Source organism: Nocardia sp. NPDC004340, from assembly GCF_053602575.1.
In genome coordinates, this window is record NZ_JBSGDW010000007.1 from 256,123 (window position 1) to 273,836 (window position 17,714).

General features: G+C 69.9%; 17 protein-coding genes. 9 read left to right on the forward strand and 8 right to left on the reverse strand.

Translation table 11 applies throughout. The annotated features are described in order from the left end of the window. Window positions 1-51 precede the first annotated feature (51 nt). Entirely contained in the window at window positions 52-681 is a 630-nt protein-coding gene (locus ACWEOI_RS26600) for an HD domain-containing protein (RefSeq protein WP_433672083.1), read from the forward strand. A gap of 10 nt (window positions 682-691) precedes the next feature. On the opposite strand, the gene ACWEOI_RS26605 is transcribed toward ACWEOI_RS26600, so the two are convergent. Next, window positions 692-1,168 (reverse strand): AsnC family transcriptional regulator, encoded by a 477-nt coding sequence (locus ACWEOI_RS26605; RefSeq protein WP_433672084.1) that lies wholly within the window; start codon window positions 1,166-1,168, stop codon window positions 692-694. 84 nt (window positions 1,169-1,252) lie between these two features. Between ACWEOI_RS26605 and ACWEOI_RS26610 the strand changes: the two genes are divergently transcribed. After that, a complete protein-coding gene (locus ACWEOI_RS26610) occupies window positions 1,253-2,380 on the forward strand; it encodes a metallophosphoesterase (protein WP_452361350.1) in 1,128 nt (375 codons plus the stop codon). A gap of 1 nt (window position 2,381) precedes the next feature. Here the strand turns inward: ACWEOI_RS26610 and ACWEOI_RS26615 are convergent, their stop codons facing one another. After that, the gene (locus ACWEOI_RS26615) at window positions 2,382-3,212 is read right to left on the reverse strand and encodes an alpha/beta fold hydrolase (RefSeq protein WP_452361351.1); all 831 of its coding nucleotides are present in this window, start codon (window positions 3,210-3,212) and stop codon (window positions 2,382-2,384) included. Window positions 3,213-3,281: 69 nt separating this feature from the next. Here ACWEOI_RS26615 and ACWEOI_RS26620 point away from each other — a divergent pair, with 69 nt between their 5' ends. Beyond that, window positions 3,282-3,722 (forward strand): MarR family winged helix-turn-helix transcriptional regulator, encoded by a 441-nt coding sequence (locus ACWEOI_RS26620; RefSeq protein ID WP_452361352.1) that lies wholly within the window; start codon window positions 3,282-3,284, stop codon window positions 3,720-3,722. On the opposite strand, the gene ACWEOI_RS26625 is transcribed toward ACWEOI_RS26620, so the two are convergent. The 4 genes from ACWEOI_RS26625 to ACWEOI_RS26640 all read right to left on the reverse strand — a co-directional run bounded on the left by ACWEOI_RS26625 (window position 3,719) and on the right by ACWEOI_RS26640 (window position 9,802). Beyond that, the gene (locus ACWEOI_RS26625; RefSeq protein WP_452361353.1) at window positions 3,719-5,131 is read right to left on the reverse strand and encodes an NAD(P)/FAD-dependent oxidoreductase; all 1,413 of its coding nucleotides are present in this window, start codon (window positions 5,129-5,131) and stop codon (window positions 3,719-3,721) included. The genes ACWEOI_RS26620 and ACWEOI_RS26625 overlap by 4 nt on opposite strands. A 267-nt stretch (window positions 5,132-5,398) precedes the next feature. After that, entirely contained in the window at window positions 5,399-6,886 is a 1,488-nt protein-coding gene (locus ACWEOI_RS26630) for a gamma-aminobutyraldehyde dehydrogenase (RefSeq protein WP_452361354.1), read from the reverse strand. Window positions 6,887-6,920: 34 nt separating this feature from the next. After that, window positions 6,921-8,285, reverse strand: coding sequence for an aminotransferase class III-fold pyridoxal phosphate-dependent enzyme (locus ACWEOI_RS26635; protein WP_452361355.1), 1,365 nt, complete (start codon window positions 8,283-8,285; stop codon window positions 6,921-6,923). A gap of 26 nt (window positions 8,286-8,311) precedes the next feature. Beyond that, window positions 8,312-9,802 (reverse strand): CoA-acylating methylmalonate-semialdehyde dehydrogenase, encoded by a 1,491-nt coding sequence (locus tag ACWEOI_RS26640; RefSeq protein ID WP_452361356.1) that lies wholly within the window; start codon window positions 9,800-9,802, stop codon window positions 8,312-8,314. 155 nt (window positions 9,803-9,957) lie between these two features. Between ACWEOI_RS26640 and ACWEOI_RS26645 the strand changes: the two genes are divergently transcribed. Continuing rightward, window positions 9,958-11,529 carry a PucR family transcriptional regulator gene (locus tag ACWEOI_RS26645; protein ID WP_452361426.1) on the forward strand — a complete coding sequence of 524 codons (1,572 nt, stop codon included), beginning with the start codon at window positions 9,958-9,960 and terminating at the stop codon, window positions 11,527-11,529. A gap of 7 nt (window positions 11,530-11,536) precedes the next feature. Here ACWEOI_RS26645 and ACWEOI_RS26650 read toward each other — a convergent pair whose 3' ends face one another. After that, on the reverse strand, window positions 11,537-12,382 hold the full coding sequence (locus tag ACWEOI_RS26650; protein ID WP_452361357.1) for an SCO6745 family protein: 846 nt from the start codon (window positions 12,380-12,382) through the stop codon (window positions 11,537-11,539). Window positions 12,383-12,611: 229 nt separating this feature from the next. Between ACWEOI_RS26650 and ACWEOI_RS26655 the strand changes: the two genes are divergently transcribed. Genes ACWEOI_RS26655 through ACWEOI_RS26665 form a run of 3 tightly spaced genes read left to right on the forward strand, consistent with a single transcriptional unit; the run spans window position 12,612 to window position 15,579 of the window. Continuing rightward, on the forward strand, window positions 12,612-14,126 hold the full coding sequence (locus ACWEOI_RS26655; protein ID WP_433672094.1) for an amino acid permease: 1,515 nt from the start codon (window positions 12,612-12,614) through the stop codon (window positions 14,124-14,126). Window positions 14,127-14,173: 47 nt separating this feature from the next. Then, window positions 14,174-14,623 carry a nucleoside deaminase gene (locus ACWEOI_RS26660; RefSeq protein WP_452361358.1) on the forward strand — a complete coding sequence of 150 codons (450 nt, stop codon included), beginning with the start codon at window positions 14,174-14,176 and terminating at the stop codon, window positions 14,621-14,623. After that, window positions 14,620-15,579: an isopenicillin N synthase family dioxygenase gene (locus ACWEOI_RS26665; protein WP_452361359.1), complete on the forward strand. Its 960-nt coding sequence runs from the start codon at window positions 14,620-14,622 to the stop codon at window positions 15,577-15,579. Before ACWEOI_RS26660 ends, ACWEOI_RS26665 begins: the two co-directional genes overlap by 4 nt. 21 nt (window positions 15,580-15,600) lie before the next feature. Here the strand turns inward: ACWEOI_RS26665 and ACWEOI_RS26670 are convergent, their stop codons facing one another. Further along, window positions 15,601-16,083, reverse strand: a complete 483-nt coding sequence (locus tag ACWEOI_RS26670; RefSeq protein WP_433672097.1) for a nuclear transport factor 2 family protein — start codon at window positions 16,081-16,083, stop codon at window positions 15,601-15,603. A gap of 56 nt (window positions 16,084-16,139) precedes the next feature. Between ACWEOI_RS26670 and ACWEOI_RS26675 the strand changes: the two genes are divergently transcribed. Together ACWEOI_RS26675 and ACWEOI_RS26680 are read left to right on the forward strand one after the other, a co-directional pair. Next, on the forward strand, window positions 16,140-17,228 hold the full coding sequence (locus ACWEOI_RS26675) for an NAD(P)H-dependent amine dehydrogenase family protein (RefSeq protein ID WP_452361360.1): 1,089 nt from the start codon (window positions 16,140-16,142) through the stop codon (window positions 17,226-17,228). Next, window positions 17,225-17,713: a carboxymuconolactone decarboxylase family protein gene (locus tag ACWEOI_RS26680; protein ID WP_433672099.1), complete on the forward strand. Its 489-nt coding sequence runs from the start codon at window positions 17,225-17,227 to the stop codon at window positions 17,711-17,713. The genes ACWEOI_RS26675 and ACWEOI_RS26680 overlap by 4 nt, the downstream gene beginning before the upstream one ends. The last annotated feature ends 1 nt before the right edge of the window (window position 17,714 follow it).

Consider the following 17,714-nt stretch of genomic DNA (forward strand, 5'->3'; position numbering starts at 1 on the left):
CACCGTTCTCGAGGGGTTTTCACGGGCCCGAACTTTCGGCACACTGCCCGGATGGGGATGAGCCTGGACACGGAACTGCTGGACCGCTGGACGAAACTGGCCGGGCCGCAGGCGCAGGCGGTGGGGGAGGACCTGGTCCGCCGCTATCGCGAGCCGCACCGCCGCTATCACACCGTCGAACACCTGGCCGCCATGCTCGCGGTCATCGACGACCTGGCCGCGGACGCCGACGACCTGGACGCGGTCCGCTATGCCGCGTTCTTCCACGACGCGGTGTACGCCATGGACGGCACCGACAACGAGGAGGCCAGCGCCCGCCTGGCCGAAACCGCGCTGCCCGCACTGGGAGTCGCGCCCGACCAGGTCGCGGAGGTCGCCCGCCTGGTCCGCCTCACCGGCGGCCACCACCCGGACCCCGCGGACCGCAACGGCGCGGTCCTCTGCGACGCCGACCTGGCCATCCTCGCCGCCGACCCCGCCGGATACGCCGCCTACACCGCCGCCGTCCGCGCCGAATACGTCCACGTCCCCGACAACCTGTTCCGCGCCGGCCGCGCCGCGGTCCTCGCCGCCCTGGCGGAAGGCCCCGCCCTCTTCCGCACCCCGACCGCGCTCCGGCGCTACGAGGCCGCGGCCCGGGCCAACCTCGCCGCCGAAATGGCCGCGCTCACAGGCGAATAGCGCACTCGGCTCAGCGGGTGCCCCACTTGTAGGTCTGTTTGCGCAGTTTCAGGTAGACCATGATCTCCGCGTGGCGGACGCCCGCGAGCGCGCGGATGCGGTTGGACACCAGGTCGAGTAGCGCTTCGTCGTCGGGGCAGACGGCTTCGCAGAGGATGTCGTAGCGTCCGGCGCAGATCACCACGTAGTTGATCTCGTCGATCAGGGCGAGCGCGTCGGCGACCGGCTGCACCGACCCGTCGACGGTGATGGCGAGCATGGCCTGCCGGAACAGTCCGACCTGCAGCGGGTCGGTGACGGCCACGATCTGGATGACGCCGGCGTCGGCGAGCTTGGTCACTCGCTGCCGCACCGCCGCCTCGGACAGCCCGACCACCTTGCCGATGGTGGCGTAGGGCCGCCGCCCGTCCTCCTGCAGTTCGGTGATGATGCGTTTGGAGATGTCGTCGAGGTGCGGGGCGCCGCGTCCGGAGGTCTGGTCGGTCACGTGTGATCATCCTTCCCGAGAAACCCGGTACGTTGGAGAGCACGCCTTCTCCGGCGGCATTCGGTCCGACAAGGATGATCTCCCGTGAAGTACGTTCCCCGCGCGGTTCTGTTCCTCTGCGTACCCGCGCTGTTGTTCCTGCTCCCGTGGTGGCTGCTGGTCTACACCACCCTCTCCGGTGCGGCCTTCTGGCTCGGCACCGCGGTCTTCCTGCTCGGATACCTGGCGCTGCCCGCGGGCATGCTGCTCGGGCACGGGCCCCGGCAGTCGGACGCTGCGGCCCTGGTGGGCGACACCCTGCTGGGTGTGATGTGGGTGGTGTTCAGCTGGTCGGTGATCGGCGCCGTCGTGCGCGGCGGCCTGGCGGTGGCCGGGGTGGACGATCCGGCCCGCTCCCGGATCGTGGCCGCGGGCGTGCTCGCGGTCGCGGTGGTGCTGACCGCGTACGCGATCTACAGCGCCCGCAAGGTGCCGACGGTGCGGACCATCGAGGTCGAGATCCCGCGTCTGGGAGCCGGATTGGACGGCTTCCGGCTGGCCGTGGTCACCGACACCCATTTCGCCGCGACGGACCGGCTGCGCTGGTCGGAGAAAGTCGTGGCCGAGGTCAACGCCCTGCGCCCCGACATCGCCTGCCACGCGGGCGATCTCGCGGACGGTTCGGTGGCCAAGCGGGGCGCGCAGGTGGATCCGCTGGGCAAGGTCGAGGCCGAGTACGGGCGCTTCTACATCACCGGCAATCACGAGTACTTCGGTGACGCTCCCGGCTGGATCGAGCACATGGCGGGCCTGGGCTGGCGGCCGATGCGCAATGAGCACGAGGTCATCACCCGCAACGGCGACAGCCTGGTGATCGCGGGCATCGACGACCCGACCGGCACCAGCCTGACCGGTCACGGCCCCGATCTGCCCGCGGCCCTCGCCGGCGCGGACCCGAACCTGCCGGTGATCCTGCTGGCGCATCAGCCCCGCCAGGTCGCCGACGCGGTGGCGTCCGATGTGGCCCTCCAGATCTCGGGTCACACCCACGGCGGTCAGATCTGGCCGTTCCACTACCTGGTCCGCCTGGAGCAGCCGGTGGTGGCGGGCCTGAGCCGCCACGGCGAGCGCACCCAGCTCTACACCAGCCGCGGCACCGGCTTCTGGGGTCCGCAGCTGCGCCTGTTCGCCCCGAGCGAGATCACCCTGCTGATCCTGCGTTCGCCCCGCTGATCTACCGATCCGCCAGTCGCCGAACGGATTCGGCGTAGGCGGCCGGGTGGGTCAGGTTGCCGTTGTGGCCGCCGGGGAATTCGGTGGCCTCGACGCCCATCAGTTCGGCCAGTTCGAACGCGCACAGGCGGTCGAAGACCTGCGCCGGGGTACGGCGTCCGACGGCGGGCAGGATGCGGGTGCTGGTCCGCGCCAGCCGGTCGACATCGAGCTGGTCCTCGCGGATGGCCGTGAAGTCCTGCTCGATGAAATAGGTGAAGTTCGCGGCCCTTTCGGGCGTGATGGGCGGCAACCGCACGCCCTCCTCGATCTCCTGGTCGGCGGGGTTGATGCCGAGCGTGCGGGCCATCGGGGCCAGCGCGGCCCGCCACCCCTCGGCGCGGCACACCTCCTGGCATTCCTCGAGTTCGCGCTGGTGGTGCGCGCGCTGGGTGGCCGCGAGCAGCCACGGCGAGACCGGTTCGTGCGCGATGAGGGTGTGCACCTGCTCGGGATGCGTTGCGGCCAGGTGCAATCCGAGGGACGCGCCCATGCTGCACCCGAGCATCAGGACGGGCTGGTCGGTAATGGCGGTCAGCAGCCGGTGCACGTCGTCGGCGTGGGCGGCGACGCTGGGCCGCGCGCTCGGCTCGTGAATCCGGCTGCGCGACAGCCCCCGTCGGTCATAGGTGACGACGGTGAATTCGTTCTCCAGGTTCCGCACCAGGCCCTCGCTGCGGCGTGCGTCGCCCTCGCCGCTCTGGGAGATGAGCAGCATCGGTCCGGTGCCGCGGATTTCGTAGTACAGCTCGGCGCCGTCGACGGGGAGGGTGGCGGTCTCGATCGTGGTCATGCCATCACCGTAATCCATCTTTTCTGATGTATCAAGAGTGATGTATCTGAATTGATGTATCGTCGCTGTATGAACGGAGTCGAGCTGTTCCTGCTGGGTCGCGCCCTCATGAAGATGGGGGAGCAGGCCCTGCCCGGCGCGGGCGAGCGCACGGGAAACCGCGCGGTACTGGTCGTCATCGGGGACGTGCTCGAACACCCGGGCACCACGATCAGCGAGGTGACCGGTCGCACCGGGCTCCCGCAGAGCGCGATCTCGGGTGCCGTTGCCCGGCTGCGGGAGACGGGTTCGGTGGTGGCCCGGACCGATCCGCACGACCGCCGCCGCTCGCTGCTCGAACCCGCCCGCGAGTTGTCCGAACGGGTGTCGCAGGTTCGGGCCACCAGCATCGACGACACCCTCGCCGCGGCCCTGGGCGACGCCGATCCCGCCGCCCTCGCCGACGTGCTCGCGGCGCTGGAGCTGCTGTCGACGCGCCTGGGCATCCGCCCGGGCGCGACCGTCGACTAGCTGTCGAACCCCAGCCCCGTGTAGTCGAGGGTCTTCAGCCACAGATTGCGCCGCCCCTGCCGCGCGTCCGCGCGGGCCAGGGACCAGCGGGTGAGGTGAATTCCCGCAGAGCGCAACGGTTCCGGCGGCAGCGGCAACGGCCGCGAGCGCACCATGCGCAGCCGGGTGCGTTCGGTGTCGAGGCCCCACAGCTGATCGAGCATGACCTCCGCACCGAAGCGGGTCGCGCCGACTCCGAGCCCGGTGTATCCGGCCGCGTACACCAGCCGTCCCTTGTACGCCGAGCCGAAGAAGGCGCAGAACCGGCCGCAGGTGTCGATGACCCCGCCCCAGCGATGGGTGAACCGCACGCTCTCGAGCTGCGGGAAGGTCTGGAAGAAGTGCCGGGCCAGGGTCTCGAAGGTGGCCTCGTTGTATTCCAGCCCGGGCGCGATGCGGTTGCCGAAGTGGTAGATGGCGTCGTAGCCGCCGAACAGGATCCGGTTGTCGCTGGTCAGCCGGTAGTAGTGGAAGCGGTAGGAGGCGTCCCCGACGCCGGTGCGGGTGCCCCAGCCGATGCTGTCGAGCTGGTCGGCGGTGAGCGGTTCGGTCATCAGCGCGTAGTCGTAGACCGGCACCACGTGCCGGCTCACCTTGGGCAGCGGTCCCGCGAATGCGCTGGTGCACAGGGCGACCCGCGGGGCGCGCACCTCGCCGTGCGGTGTGTGCAGGGTCAGTCCGCCGCAGGATTTCGACATGCGTTGCACGGGAGTGCCTTCGAAGATCCGCACCCCCGATTCCAGGCAGGCGCGCCGTAATCCCCACGCCAGCCGCGCCGGATCGAGCATGGCGACGCCGTCGCGGTCCCACCATCCGCCGAGATACGTGGGGGAGTGCACCATGCCCTGGACCTGCCCGGCGTCGAGCAGCCGGGTGCGATGGCCGAGCGCCTCGGCGGCGTCGTGGCTCTCGCGCAGCCAGGCGATTTCGTGTGGGGCGGTGGCGACTTCGAGTTCCCCGGTGCGTTCGAAGTCGCAGTCGATGCCGTACTGGACGAGGGCCTTCTCGATGTCGTCGAGGTTGGCGCGTCCCAGCCGTTCCAGCTGCCCGATCTCGTCGGGGAAGCGTTCGAGCCCGTTGGCCAGGCCGTGGGTGAGGCTGGCGGAGCAGAACCCGCCGTTGCGCCCGGAGGCCGCGTGCCCGCACAGCCCCGATTCCACCAGCACCACATCGATTTCCGGATCGCGTTCCTTGGCCAGCAGCGCCGTCCACAACCCGCTGTAGCCGCCGCCGATGACGGCCAGCCCCGCGTCGACGGCGGTGGTGAGGGGGTCGGTGGGGGCCGGCCGCTCGGGCCGGTCGGTCCAGTACGGCGTCGGCGCCGCATCCGCCAGCGCCGACGCCCACCGTTTGCTCTCCTTGGCCGACATGGCCGATCAACTCCTTCTCTCATACCGCGCGGCAGGCATCGGGGTACGCGAAAGCCGCCGATGGCCCGGACGGGTCCAGTCGGCGGCTTTCGGGAGAGTCAGCTGGTGGCGGCGCGATCCTCGGAGCGGCGGGACATGCGCAGGGTGGACCGCAACACCTCTGTCGGCATCATCGGCAGGTCCATTTCCGCCTCCTCCTGATGTCATGAGGATAGCTCAGAAATGCGGGGGCAGCCCCGACCGAATCCACTTCGCGACGCGAATGGTTTATTCGGCGCGGAAGATCACGTCGTGCCAGGGTTTGCGGGCGGCGCCGGTGATATCGGACATGACATGCTTGATATTCGTGTACTCCTCGAATGCGTAGGCGGACATGTCCTTTCCGAATCCGGAGGATTTGAACCCGCCGTGCGGCATTTCGCTGACGATCGGAATGTGGTCGTTGATCCACACACACCCGGCCCGGATCTCCCGGCTCGCCCGCTGGGTGCGGAACACGTCGCGTGACCACGCCGAGGCGGCCAGGCCGTAGTCGGTGTCGTTGGCCAGGGCGATGGCCTCGTCGTCGGTGTCGAACGGCAGCACCACCAGCACCGGGCCGAAGACCTCGCGTTGCACGATCTCGGAGTCCTGGGCCGCGCCGGTGATCAGGGTCGGCTCGAAATACGCGCCGGCCGCGGGCGTGTGTGCCGGAATTCGGCCACCCCGAACGACTTTCGCGCCGGATTCGCGGGCCCGCTCGACCATGCCCTGTACTTTCTCGCGGTGCGCGCGGGAAATGAGCGGCCCCATATCGGTGCCGGGGTCCTCGACGGGGCCGAGCGTGACCCGGTCCATGAGCTCGGCGACCCGGCCCACGAATTCCTCGAACAAGGGCCGCTGCACATAGGCGCGGGTGGCCGCGGTGCAATCCTGCCCGGCGTTGATGAGCGCGCCGGCCACCGCGCCGCGTGCCGCGGCCTCGGGGTCGGCGTCGTCGAAGACGACGAAGGGCGCTTTGCCGCCCAGCTCGAGGTGTACCCGTTTGACCGCGCCCGCGGCGGCGGCCGCCACCTGCTTGCCGACGGCGGTGGAGCCGGTGAAGGACACCATCGCCACCGCCGGATGCTCCACCAGCGGCTGCCCCGCCTGGAGGCCGGTGCCGGTGAGGACGTTGATCACGCCCGGCGGCAGGCCCGCGGCCGTGGCCGCCTCCGCGAACAGCAGGGTCGACAGCGGGGTCAGCTCCGACGGTTTGAGCACCACGGTGTTCCCGGCGGCCACGGCGGGCAGGATCTTCCAGGCCGCCATCTGCAGCGGGTAGTTCCACGGCGCGATGGACCCGATGACGCCGAGCGGTTCGCGCCGGATGGCGGAGGTGTGGTCGCCGGAGTACTCCGCCGCCGCCTTGCCCTCCAGCTGCCGGGCGGCCCCGGCGAAGAAGGCGGTGTTGTCGATGGTGCCGGGCACGTCGAACTCGCTCGCCAGGCGAATCGGCTTGCCCGCGTTCACGCTCTCGACGGCGGCGAGTTCCGCGGCGCGCTCGCGCAGCACCCGGGCCCACTCGTGCATGAGGTCCGAACGCGCGCCCGGCGTGCGCCCGGCCCAGTCGGGGAAGGCGTCCCGGGCCGCCGCCACCGCCGCCGCGGTGTCCGCGGCGTTCGCGCCCGCGCCCGTCGCGATCACCGCGCCGGTGGCCGGCGCGGTGATCGACAGCGGCGCTCCGGACCCGGATCGCCGTGTGCCGCCGATGAATTGCAGGTCCTGCTGATTCACTGCGCTCCTGAAGAATCGAGTCCGCCGTCGGGGATCACACAGTATGGCCGTCGGCGACGGTCAGTGCCTGGTCGAGAATGGCGAGCCCCTCCTTGGCCTCGGCCTCGCCGACGATGCAGGGCGGGACCACGTGCAGGCGGTTGAAGTTCACGAACAGCAGCAGTCCGGCGGCCTTGGCGGTGGCGACGGCCTCGACCATGGCCGGGCTGGTGCCACCGTAGGGCGCGAGGGGTTCGCGGGTGGCGCGATCGCGGACGAGTTCGACGGCCCAGAACACGCCCAGACCCCGGACCTCGCCGACGCTCGGATGCCGTTCGGCCAGTTCGCGCAGGCCGGGGCCGAGGACGCGCTCACCCATGTCGGCGGCGTTCTCCACGATGCGTTCCTCCGTCATCGCGTTGATGGTCGCGACCGCGGCGGCCGTGGCCAGCGGATGCCCGGAGTAGGTGAGCCCGCCCGGATACGGGCGGTCGTCGAAGGTGGCGGCGATGTGCGGCGCGATGGCGACGCCGCCCAGCGGCACGTACCCGGAGTTGACGCCCTTGGCGAAGGTGATCAGGTCGGGCACCACGCCGAAATGGTCGATGGCGAACCAGCGTCCGGTGCGCCCGAAACCCGCCATCACCTCGTCGGCGATGAACACGATGCCGTAGCGGTCGCACAGTTCCCGCACGCCGGCCAGATAGCCGGGTGGCGGAACCATGATTCCGGCGGTGCCGGGCACCGATTCGAGGATCACGGCCGCGATGGTGCCCGGCCCCTCGAGTTCGATGGTCTGCTCGAGGTGCCGCAGCGCGCGGTCGCACTCCTCGGCCTCGGTGGTGGCGTGGAACTCCGAGCGGTACAGGTACGGCCCGAAGAAGTGCACGACGCCGGCGTTGCCGTGATCGTTGGGCCAGCGGCGGGGGTCGCCGGTGAGGTTGATCGCGGTCTCGGTGCCGCCGTGGTAGGACCGGTAGCGCGCGAGCACCTTGTACCGCCCGGTGTGCAGGCGCGCCATGCGTACCGCGTGCTCGACGGCATCGGCGCCGCCGTTGGTGAAGAAGATCCGGTTCAGCTCCCCGGGGGTGCGTTCGGCGATGAGCCGCGCGGCTTCCGAGCGTGCGTCGTTCACGTACGCCGGTCCGATGGTGCACAGCGTGGCCGCCTGCTCCTGGATGGCGGCCACCACCTTCGGATGCTGGTGCCCGATATTGGTGTTCACCATCTGCGAGGAGAAGTCGAGCAGCCGGTTGCCGTCGCCGTCCCACACGTAGCAGCCCTGGGCCGCGGTGATCACCATGGGGTTCAGCGACTTCTGCGCGGACCAGGAGTGGAAGACGTGCTCGCGATCCAGTTCGTAGGCGCGGGCGGCCCGTTCGCGCGCCGCCTCGGGGGTCAGGCCATGGGGCAGGGTCATCGCAGGTCCTTCGATCGTGTCAGCCGTCAGTGGTTCTGGGGGAAGCCGAGATTCAGGCCGCCGTGGCTGGGATCGAGCCAGCGGGTGGTGACGGCCTTGGTGCGGGTGAAGAAGTGCACGCCGTCGGCGCCGTGCGCGTGCGAGTCGCCGAACAGGGAGTTCTTCCAGCCGCCGAAACTGTAGTAGGCCATGGGGACCGGGATGGGGACGTTGATGCCGACCATGCCGACCTCGACCTCGTTGTGGAAGCGCCGCGCCGCGCCGCCGTCATTGGTGAACAGGGCGGTGCCGTTGCCGTAGGGGTTGGCGTTGATCAGGGCCAGCGCCTCGTCGTAGCTGTCCACCCGGACCACCGACAGGACCGGGCCGAAGATCTCGTCGGTGTAGACGCTCATCTCGGGCGTCACGTGGTCGAGAATGGTGGGGCCCAGCCAGAATCCGTCCGCTCCGCCGTCGGCGGCCACGGTACGCCCGTCGAGAACCACTGTCGCGCCGGAGGATTCGCCCGCCGCGATGTAGGACGCCACCCGGTCGCGGTGCGCGGCGGTGACCAGCGGGCCCATATCGGTGCCGCGGGTGCCGTCACCGGTGCGAATGGTCTCGGCGCGCTCGGTGATGCGCACCACCAGGTCGTCGGCGATGTCCCCGACGGCCACCAGCGCGCTGATCGCCATGCAGCGTTCCCCGGCCGAACCGAAGCCCGCGTTCACGGCGGCGTCGGCGGCCAGGTCCAGGTCGGCGTCGGGCAGCACCACCATGTGGTTCTTGGCCCCGCCCAGCGCCTGCACCCGTTTCCCGGCGGCGGTGCCGTGCTCGTAGACGTATCGGGCGATCGGTGTCGACCCGACGAACGACACCGCCTTGATCGCGGGGTTGCGCAGCAGCTCGTCGACCGCGGTCTTGTCGCCCTGGACCACGTTGAACACCCCGTCGGGCAGCCCGGCCTCCTGCCAGAGTTCGGCCATCCACAACGAGGCCGAGGGATCCTTCTCGCTCGGCTTGAGCACCACGGTGTTCCCCGCCCCGATGGCGACCGGGAAGAACCACATCGGCACCATGGCCGGGAAGTTGAACGGCGAGATGATCGCCACCGGGCCCAGCGGCTGGCGCACGGAGAAGATGTCGACCTTGGTGGAGGCGTTCTCGGTGTAGCCGCCCTTGAGCAGATGCGGTATGCCGCATGCGAATTCGACGATCTCCAGGCCGCGGGACACCTCGCCGAGGGCGTCGGCGAGCACCTTGCCGTGTTCGGCGGTGATGATCGCGGCGAGCTCCTCCTTGCGCTCGTTGAGCAGTTCGCGGAACCGGAACAGCACCTGGGTGCGCTTGGCCAGCGAGGCGTCGCGCCAGGCGGGGAAGGCGGCGACGGCGGCGTCGACCACCGTCCGCACGTCGGCCGCCGACGCCAGGGCGACCTGTCCGGTCACCGCGCCGGTGGCCGGATTGGTGACGGGCGCGGTCTCGGCGCTGGAACCGGTGAACGTCTTGCCGTCGAGCCAGTGTGCGATGGTCTGCATGTCTCCTCGATTCCGTGATTCCGCCGGTCGGGCCGCGGTTCGTCCGTCCCTACTGTGCGCCATTACCGGCCGGTTGATACCCGACATTGTGTATTTGTTTTCGAGTTTCGTATTACGATTCGTCGGTGCTCCTCTCCGTTGCTGACGTGCTGGCCATGCCGGTCGTGCGCGCCGGGCTGCCGGAGGTCGTGGGCGGCGGTCCGCTGGATCGGCCGGTGCGATGGGTGCACGTCAGCGAACTGGCGGATGTCGCGAAGCTGTTGGTCGGCCGGGAACTCATTCTCACCACCGGGCAGGCGCTGGCCGGTAGCGACGCCGAGACCGTGGCCTATCTGGAATCCCTGGCGGCGGCGGGGGTGTCGGGGCTGGTGGTCGAATTGGGCACCTCGGTGCGGGAGTTCACGCCCGTGGTGGCGCGGACCGCGGACCGGCTGGGTCTGCCGGTGGTGGCGCTGCACCGGGTGGTCCGGTTCGTGGAGATCACCGAGGCGGTGCACCGGGTGATCGTGGCCGACCAGTACGAGGAGCTGGAGTTCGCGCGCACCGTGCACGAGACCTTCACCGCGCTCAGCGTGCGGCGCGCGTCGCTGGCCGAGATCGTCAAGACCGCCGCGGGCATGCTCGACGCCTCGGTCGTGCTCGAGGATCTGGCGCATCGGGTGCTGGCGCTGACCGCGCGCCACACCGGCACCTCGGCGCTGCTCGACCGCTGGGAGGCCACCTCCCGGCTGCTGTCGGACGCCGATCCGAATGTGGTTCCGGTGGGCCCGCATACCCAGCGCTGGGGCCGGCTCATCCTGCGTTCGAACCGCGTGACCAGTGCTCGCGCCCGCATGGTGCTGGAACGCGCGGCTCAGACGCTCACCCTGCACCGCATGATCGAGCGCGACCGGTTCGGCCTGCACCGGCAGGCGCAGACCGGGCTCATCGACGACATGGTCAACGGCCGCCTCACCGACGAGCGTGACGCCGTCGCGCTGGCCGCCGCGCTGGGCCTGGCCCGCCGGGTCCGCTATGTGCCCCTGGCGTTGGAGGTCGCCGCGGCCGCCGAGTCGGATCCGGTTGCGCAGCAACGGCGTACGGCCGCGCTGCTGGACGCGGCGCTGCACGGGGTGGCACTGGCCAAGGCGACCGCGCTGGCCGCGCCCGACCACGGCAATCGGGTCACCTTCGTACTGGGCGTGCCGCGCGGCGGTGACCTCGACGCCGCGCTCACCGCGATCTGCGTGGCCATGCTCGCCGAGGTTCGCCGGGTGCCCGGCGTGGGGCGCGTGGTGATCGGCGTCGGCGGTGAATCGGACTCGTTGCTCGACACCGCACGCGAACTGGCCCAGGCCGCGCATGTCGCGGAAGTAGCGCTCTCCCTGGACGCTTCGACGCCGCGCCCGTTCTATCGCAGCGGCGACGTCCGGCTGCGCGGCTTGCTCTCGCTCATCCGCGACGAGCCCGGGGTGCAGCGTTTCGCCGAGACCGAACTGAGCGCCCTGCTGCGCCACGACATCCGCAACGCCACCGACCTGACCCGCACCCTGCGCCAGTTCCTGGACCTGGCGGGCAACAAGACAGAACTCGCGAAGCGGCTCAACATCAGTCGCCCCACCCTCTATGACCGGTTGTCGCGGATCGAGCGCATCCTCGACGTCGATCTGGACAACGGCGAGACCCGGACCTCCCTGCATGCCGCGCTGCTGATCCGCGACCTGGCCACGGCGGGCGAGACCCGGTGAGCCCGGCTCAGGCCGGGTCGGCGCCCATCGGGTTCGGGTAGGGGATCTCGCCGCTGCGGGCCACCGCGCGGGCGGCGGGCGTCAGCACCGCGAGGGTCTCGACGATGCCGGGAACATCGCGGTAGGCGGTCATGGCCAGGGCGTCGGTGCGGGCCTCGATGTGGTCGCGCAGCGCGTGCCCGGCGTCGGTGAGGCCGCCCTCGGCATCGAGCAGGCCGCGGTCGGCGAGCCGTTCGCGCGCCGCCTGCCAATCGGTTTCGCTCCAGCCGCGATTGTCCCGCCAGATCTGGGCGGGGACACCGCTGCCGGCGGAGAACAGCACGTGCGCCTCGCAGCCGTCGATGCCCTCGGTGAGCAGGCAGGCCACGTGCCCGTCGCCGCGGTGTTCGCGCAGCGCGGTGACTGCCTGCCAGAGCGCGTGCACGGCGTCGCCGGGTGTGGGCAGGTCGCGGTTGGCGGCGAACAGCGCGCGGCCCCCGGCCGGGGCGTCGGCGACAGCCCGCTGCAGGTGGGGTACGGAGCGGGCGGCGACGGCCGCGATATCGGGGACGATGGCGCGCAGGACCGCGGCGGCGGCGATGGTGCGGGTGGCGACGACCGCGTCGGGCGTGGCGAAGCCCCAGGCGTCGGGCAGGGCCCGCCGGATCATCGCGGGGTGGAAGTTGTAGAAGGTGGCCTCGACCACCGAGGGGCCGACCGCGCCGAACGGAGCGGAGCGGGCGGCGAAGTAGCCCATCCAGAAGCCGCGCAGGCCAACGGCTTTGTTGGCGGCGATGCAGTCCGCGGAGAAGTAGGTGACGGCGTGCAGCGGTTCCAGCACGCGCCACAGGTCGCGGGCGAAGGCGTTGTCCATGGGATCGACTCTAGCGGCTGAGTTCAGTTAACTGAAGTCAGGTGAGGGGAAATGCGCGTAGCCCGCCCGACGATTTGTAAAGGGCTGGACGGTCTTTCGGTCCGACTGTAAGGGTAGTGACCTGAGTCACACCACCGGTCGACGGCGGTAACGCCGTTTCATATCCGCGCAACATTCCGGCCCGCACAATTCCTCGCAGGTCATCGACCAGAGATAGAGGAGTCACACCATGGAACCGAGTGCACCGGTAGCGCTTTCGGGAGAATCCGGCGAATCCGAACCGGGAGTGTCGCGGCTCAAACCCAATGTGGTGGGTTTGCTCGGCGTGGTGTTCATGGCCGTCGCGACCGCCGCGCCCATCACCGCCATGACCGGCAATGTGCCGTTCATGATGTCGGCGGGCAGTGGAATCGGCACGCCCGCGGCCTTTCTGATCGCCATGGTGGTGCTCGCGGTGTTCACCGTGGGATTCACCACCATGGCCAGGCACATCACCGCGACCGGCGCGTTCTACGGATTCATCTCCTTCGGGCTGGGCCGCACCGCGGGCCTGGCGGCCGGACTGCTGGCCGCCTTCGCCTACATGGTGTTCGAGCCGTCGCTGATCGGCATCTTCTCCAGCTTCGCCCACAACACCGTGCGTGAGCAGCTCGGAATGGACGTGCCCTGGTGGGTTTTCGCGATTCTGATGCTGGTGATCAACGCGGTGGGCACCTGGTTCGGCGTCGCTCTCGCCGAACGACTACTGGTCGTCCTGCTGGCGACCGAGGTGACCGTGCTGTTCATCATGGCCGTGTCGGTGCTGCTGCACGGCGGCGGACCGGACGGCATCTCGCTCGCGCCGATCAACCCCGTCAACGCCTTCCACGGCCCGTCCGCGGGACTGGGACTGTTCTTCGCCTTCTGGTCGTGGGTCGGGTTCGAGTCGACCGCCATGTACGGCGAGGAATCCAAGGATCCGAAGCGAATCATCCCGCGCGCCACCATGATCGCGGTGCTCGGTGTCGGAGTCTTCTACCTGTTCGTGTCCTGGATGGCGATCTCCGGCAGCGGTGGTGACAAGGCCCTGGAACTGGCCGCGTCCGACAATCCGATGAACGTGTTCTTCGCGCCGACCGAGCGCTATGTAGGGCACTGGGCGGTCGACGCCATGCAGTGGCTGATGGTCACCGGCTCGCTGGCCTGCGGCATGGCCTTCCACAACTGCGCCGCTCGCTACCTGTTCGCGCTCGGTCGCGAGGGTGTGGTGCCGGCGCTGCAGCGCACCATCGGCAAGGCCCATCCGGAGCACGGTTCGCCGCACATCGCGGGTCTGGTGCAGACCGTCGTGGCGGCGCTGCTGGTGCTGGCGTTCGGGCTCGCCGGCAAGGATCCGTACGCGGGCCTGTACACCCTGCTCGCGGTGCTGGGCACGATGGCGATCCTGATCGTCCAGGCCACCTGCTCGTTCGCGGTGATCGCCTACTTCCGGACCAACCACCCCGAGAGCCGGCACTGGTTCCGCACGCTGGTGGCCCCGCTCGTCGGTGGCGTGGCCATGATCGGCGTGGTGCTGCTGCTGGTTCTCAATATGGACACCGCGGCCGGGACCGAAGCCGGATCGATGATCCTGAAGGCGACGCCGTACCTGGTCGCCGCGGTCGCCCTCGCGGGCCTCGGCTACGCCGCCTATCTGCGGCGCACCGACCCCGCGCGATACGCGCTGCTGGGCCGGACGGTGCTCGAGGAATCGCACGAGCGCTGAGCGCGGGCGCTCGGATCCCCGGTGTGGGCGGTGGCAGCATGGTCGGCATGATCAATGCGCAGGATCTGCTGGCCACCGCCTACGAAGAGGCGCAACTCGGCCTGCTGGAGGGTGGAATCCCGATCGGGGCGGCCCTCTTCGACAGCGCCGGCACGCTGCTCGGCCGCGGCCACAACCGCCGCGTCCAGGACGACGATCCGAGCGTGCACGCCGAGACCGACGCCTTCCGCAATGCCGGTCGCCGCCGCGACTACCGCGACACCATCATGGTCACCACGCTGTCCCCGTGCTGGTACTGCAGCGGCCTGGTCCGCCAGTTCGGCATCGGCGCGGTCATCGTGGGGGAGTCGCGGACCTTCACCGGCGGCCACGATTGGCTTGCCGAGCACGGGGTTTCGGTCACCGTGCTCGACGATCCGGCCTGCGTGGACATGATGACGCGCTTCATCTCCGAACGCCCCGACCTGTGGAACGAGGACATCGGAGTGCCGCGATGACACCCATCGCGACCATCGACCTGGACCGCTGGCGGGCGGGCGGCGAAGCCGCGGCGGAGGTGCTGCGCGAGGTGGACGCCGGCCTGCGGCGCGCCGGATTCCTGCTGGTGCACGGGCACGGTGTGCCGCAAGGACTTCCGGGCGAGTTGCGAGCGGCGGCCCGCCGCTTCTTCGCGCTGTCGCCCGCGGTGAAACAGCGTTACGCGGTGTCGGTCGGCGGCCGCGGCTGGATCGGTCCGGGACTCGAGGCCAACGGCTACTCCGAGGGCACCGAGACACCGCCGGATCTGAAGGAGACCTTCGCCGTCGGCGCGGACACCCGCACCGGCGATCCGCGCGTGGACCGGGTCTGGTTCCTCGACAATGTGTGGCCGGAGGAGGTGATCGAACTGCGGGAGCTGCTGCTCGCCTACACCGCCGCGGTGCGCGTCCTCTCCGATGAGCTGCTGGCCTTGTTCGCCGCGGCACTCGGCCTGCGGCACAACCCTTTCGAGCGCCTGACCGCCCGGCCCACCTGGACCTGCAATATCAACCACTACCCGCCGTTGACCGAGATCGGCCCGCCCGAACCCGGCCAGTACCGCATCGGCCCGCACACCGACTTCGGCACCGTCACCGTCCTGGACCGCGAGCCCGGCGCGGGCGGGCTGCAGGTGTACACCGACGACGGCGGCTGGGCCGACGCACCCTACGACCCCGCCGCGCTCACCGTGAACATCGGTGACCTGCTGGCCTATTGGAGCGGCCACCGCTGGCCCGCGGGCCGGCACCGCGTGCTGCCGCCGCAGGCCGTCGCTCCGGAGGAGGACCTGGTCTCCCTGATCTACTTCTATGAACTCGACCACGACGCCCGGGTGACCCCGCTCGGGCCGCCCATCGGCCGCGTCAGGGGCCTCGCGCCGGTGGTCTCCGCCGAATTCCTGCGCACCCGATTGGACGCGATCACCCTGGGGTGACCGGCATCCGGCGCGGGGACGCTAGCGCGACTCCTCGGAAGGAGCCCAGCGGTTGGCGGTGAGGGCGTAGCCGGGCAGTTCGGCGGTCGACATCTTGGACTCGTAGATGCGCTGGTAGCCGGTGCTGGCGATGCGCCATACGCCGTCCTCGCGGCGGTAGGTGTCGTGGTAGTAGGCCGCGCCGCGGATCAGCAGGCCGTAGTCGGCGGCGATGACCGTGTCCTCCAGGCACCAGCTGCCCGAGGCGGTGTCGCCGTCCACGGTGATCTCCGGGTGGTTGGCGACGTGCACGGTGATGATGTTGCCGCTGAGCGCGCCCCGCATGTAGTCGACGATCTGGTCGCGGCTGGTGAACTGCGCGGGCAGGCCGCCCGAGGGCGAACCGTAGGAGCCGACGATGTCGGCGCACAGCGTGTCCGCGAACTCGTCCCACTGCTTGAGGTCGAGGGTGCGGAGGTAGCGGTACTTGAGTGCGCGAATCGATTCGAGTGCTGCGAAATCCATACCGCAATGTAGCCGAATCGGACACCAACCTACCAAGCGTTTGCTACGTTTCGGACATGATTTCCACCCTGGTCTGGGGCACGGGCAATGTCGGCCGGGCGGCCATCCGGGCTGTCGCGGCGCATCCCGAACTGGAGCTGACCGGCGTTCTGGTCCACAATCCTGACAAGGTCGGCCGCGACGCCGGCGCGCTCGCCGGATTGGACGTCGATCTGGGGGTCGCGGCCGTCGACGACATCGACGCCGCGCTGGCCGCGGGCCCGCGGGCCGTGGTGTACGCCGCCTCCGGTGACATCCGCCCCGACGACGCCGTCGCCGATATCGAACGCGCCCTGCGCGCCGGGGCCGTCGTGGTCACCCCCGCGCTGTACGCGCTCTACGACCACCGCAGCGCCCCCGCCGAACTGCGCGACCGGGTCACCGCCGCCGCCACGGAAGGCGGTGGCACGCTGTTCGTCTCGGGCATCGACCCGGGCTGGGGCAACGACATCCTGCCGCTGCTGATGAGCGGCCTGGGCAGCACCGTGGACGTGCTGCGCTGCCAGGAGATCTTCGACTACACCACCTACGACCAGCCCGATTCGGTGCGCTATCTGGTCGGCATGGGTCAGCCCATGGACTATCAGCCGCCCATGCTGGCCCCGACCATCCCGACCATGGTGTGGGGCGGGCAGATTCGGCTCATCGCGCGCGGACTCGGCGTGGCGCTCACCGACATTCGCGAGGTGGTGCAGCGCCGTCCCCTCGCGGACACCGTGGAGACCGAGCTGATGGGCAAGTTCGAGGCGGGCACCCAGGGCGCGGTGCGCTTCGAGGTGCAGGGCATCGTCGACGGCAACCCGCGCATCATCATCGAGCACGTCACTCGCATCCACGCCAGTTGTGCTCCCGACTGGCCGCAGCCGCCCAGCGGCGCGGGCGCGCACCGCGTCATCATCGAGGGCCGTCCCCGCATCGAGATCACCGTGCAGGCCACCGACGAGGACGGCAATCACTCCGCGGGCGGAAACGCCACCGCGGTGGGCAGATTGGTGAACGCGCTCCCGTGGCTGGCCACCGCGGAACCCGGTTTGTACGACGCACTCGACGTGCCCCTGCCGTTCGGCACTCTCGGAAGACAGCAAATTTCAAAGGAGCCCGCATGATCATCGACATTCCCGAGGGCAAGGACCCCATCGGCTACGTCTGGGGCGAGATGGTCCCTGGCATCGGTGTGGCGGCCTCCAACTTCTCCCTCGCCGTGTACTCGCACAGCACCCTGGGCCTGCGCGAGTTCGAGGCCGCGCGGCTGCGCATCGCCCAGATCAACGGCTGCCTGTTCTGCCTGGACTGGCGCACCGACCGCAATGGCGAGAAGGTCGAGGAGTCCTTCGCCGACGACGTCACCAACTGGCGCACCACCGAGAACTTCGACGACCGCGTCCGACTGGCCGCCGAATACGCCGAGGTCTACACCCTCGACCACCACTCGCTCGACGACGAGTTCTTCGAGCGCATGAAGAAGCACTACACCGACGCCGAGATCGTGGAACTGTCCATGTGCCTGGGCTCCTGGCTGGCCTTCGGTCGCCTCAACCACGTGCTCGGCCTGGACGCGGTCTGCGTGCTGCCGGGTCACTCCGCGTCGTAGG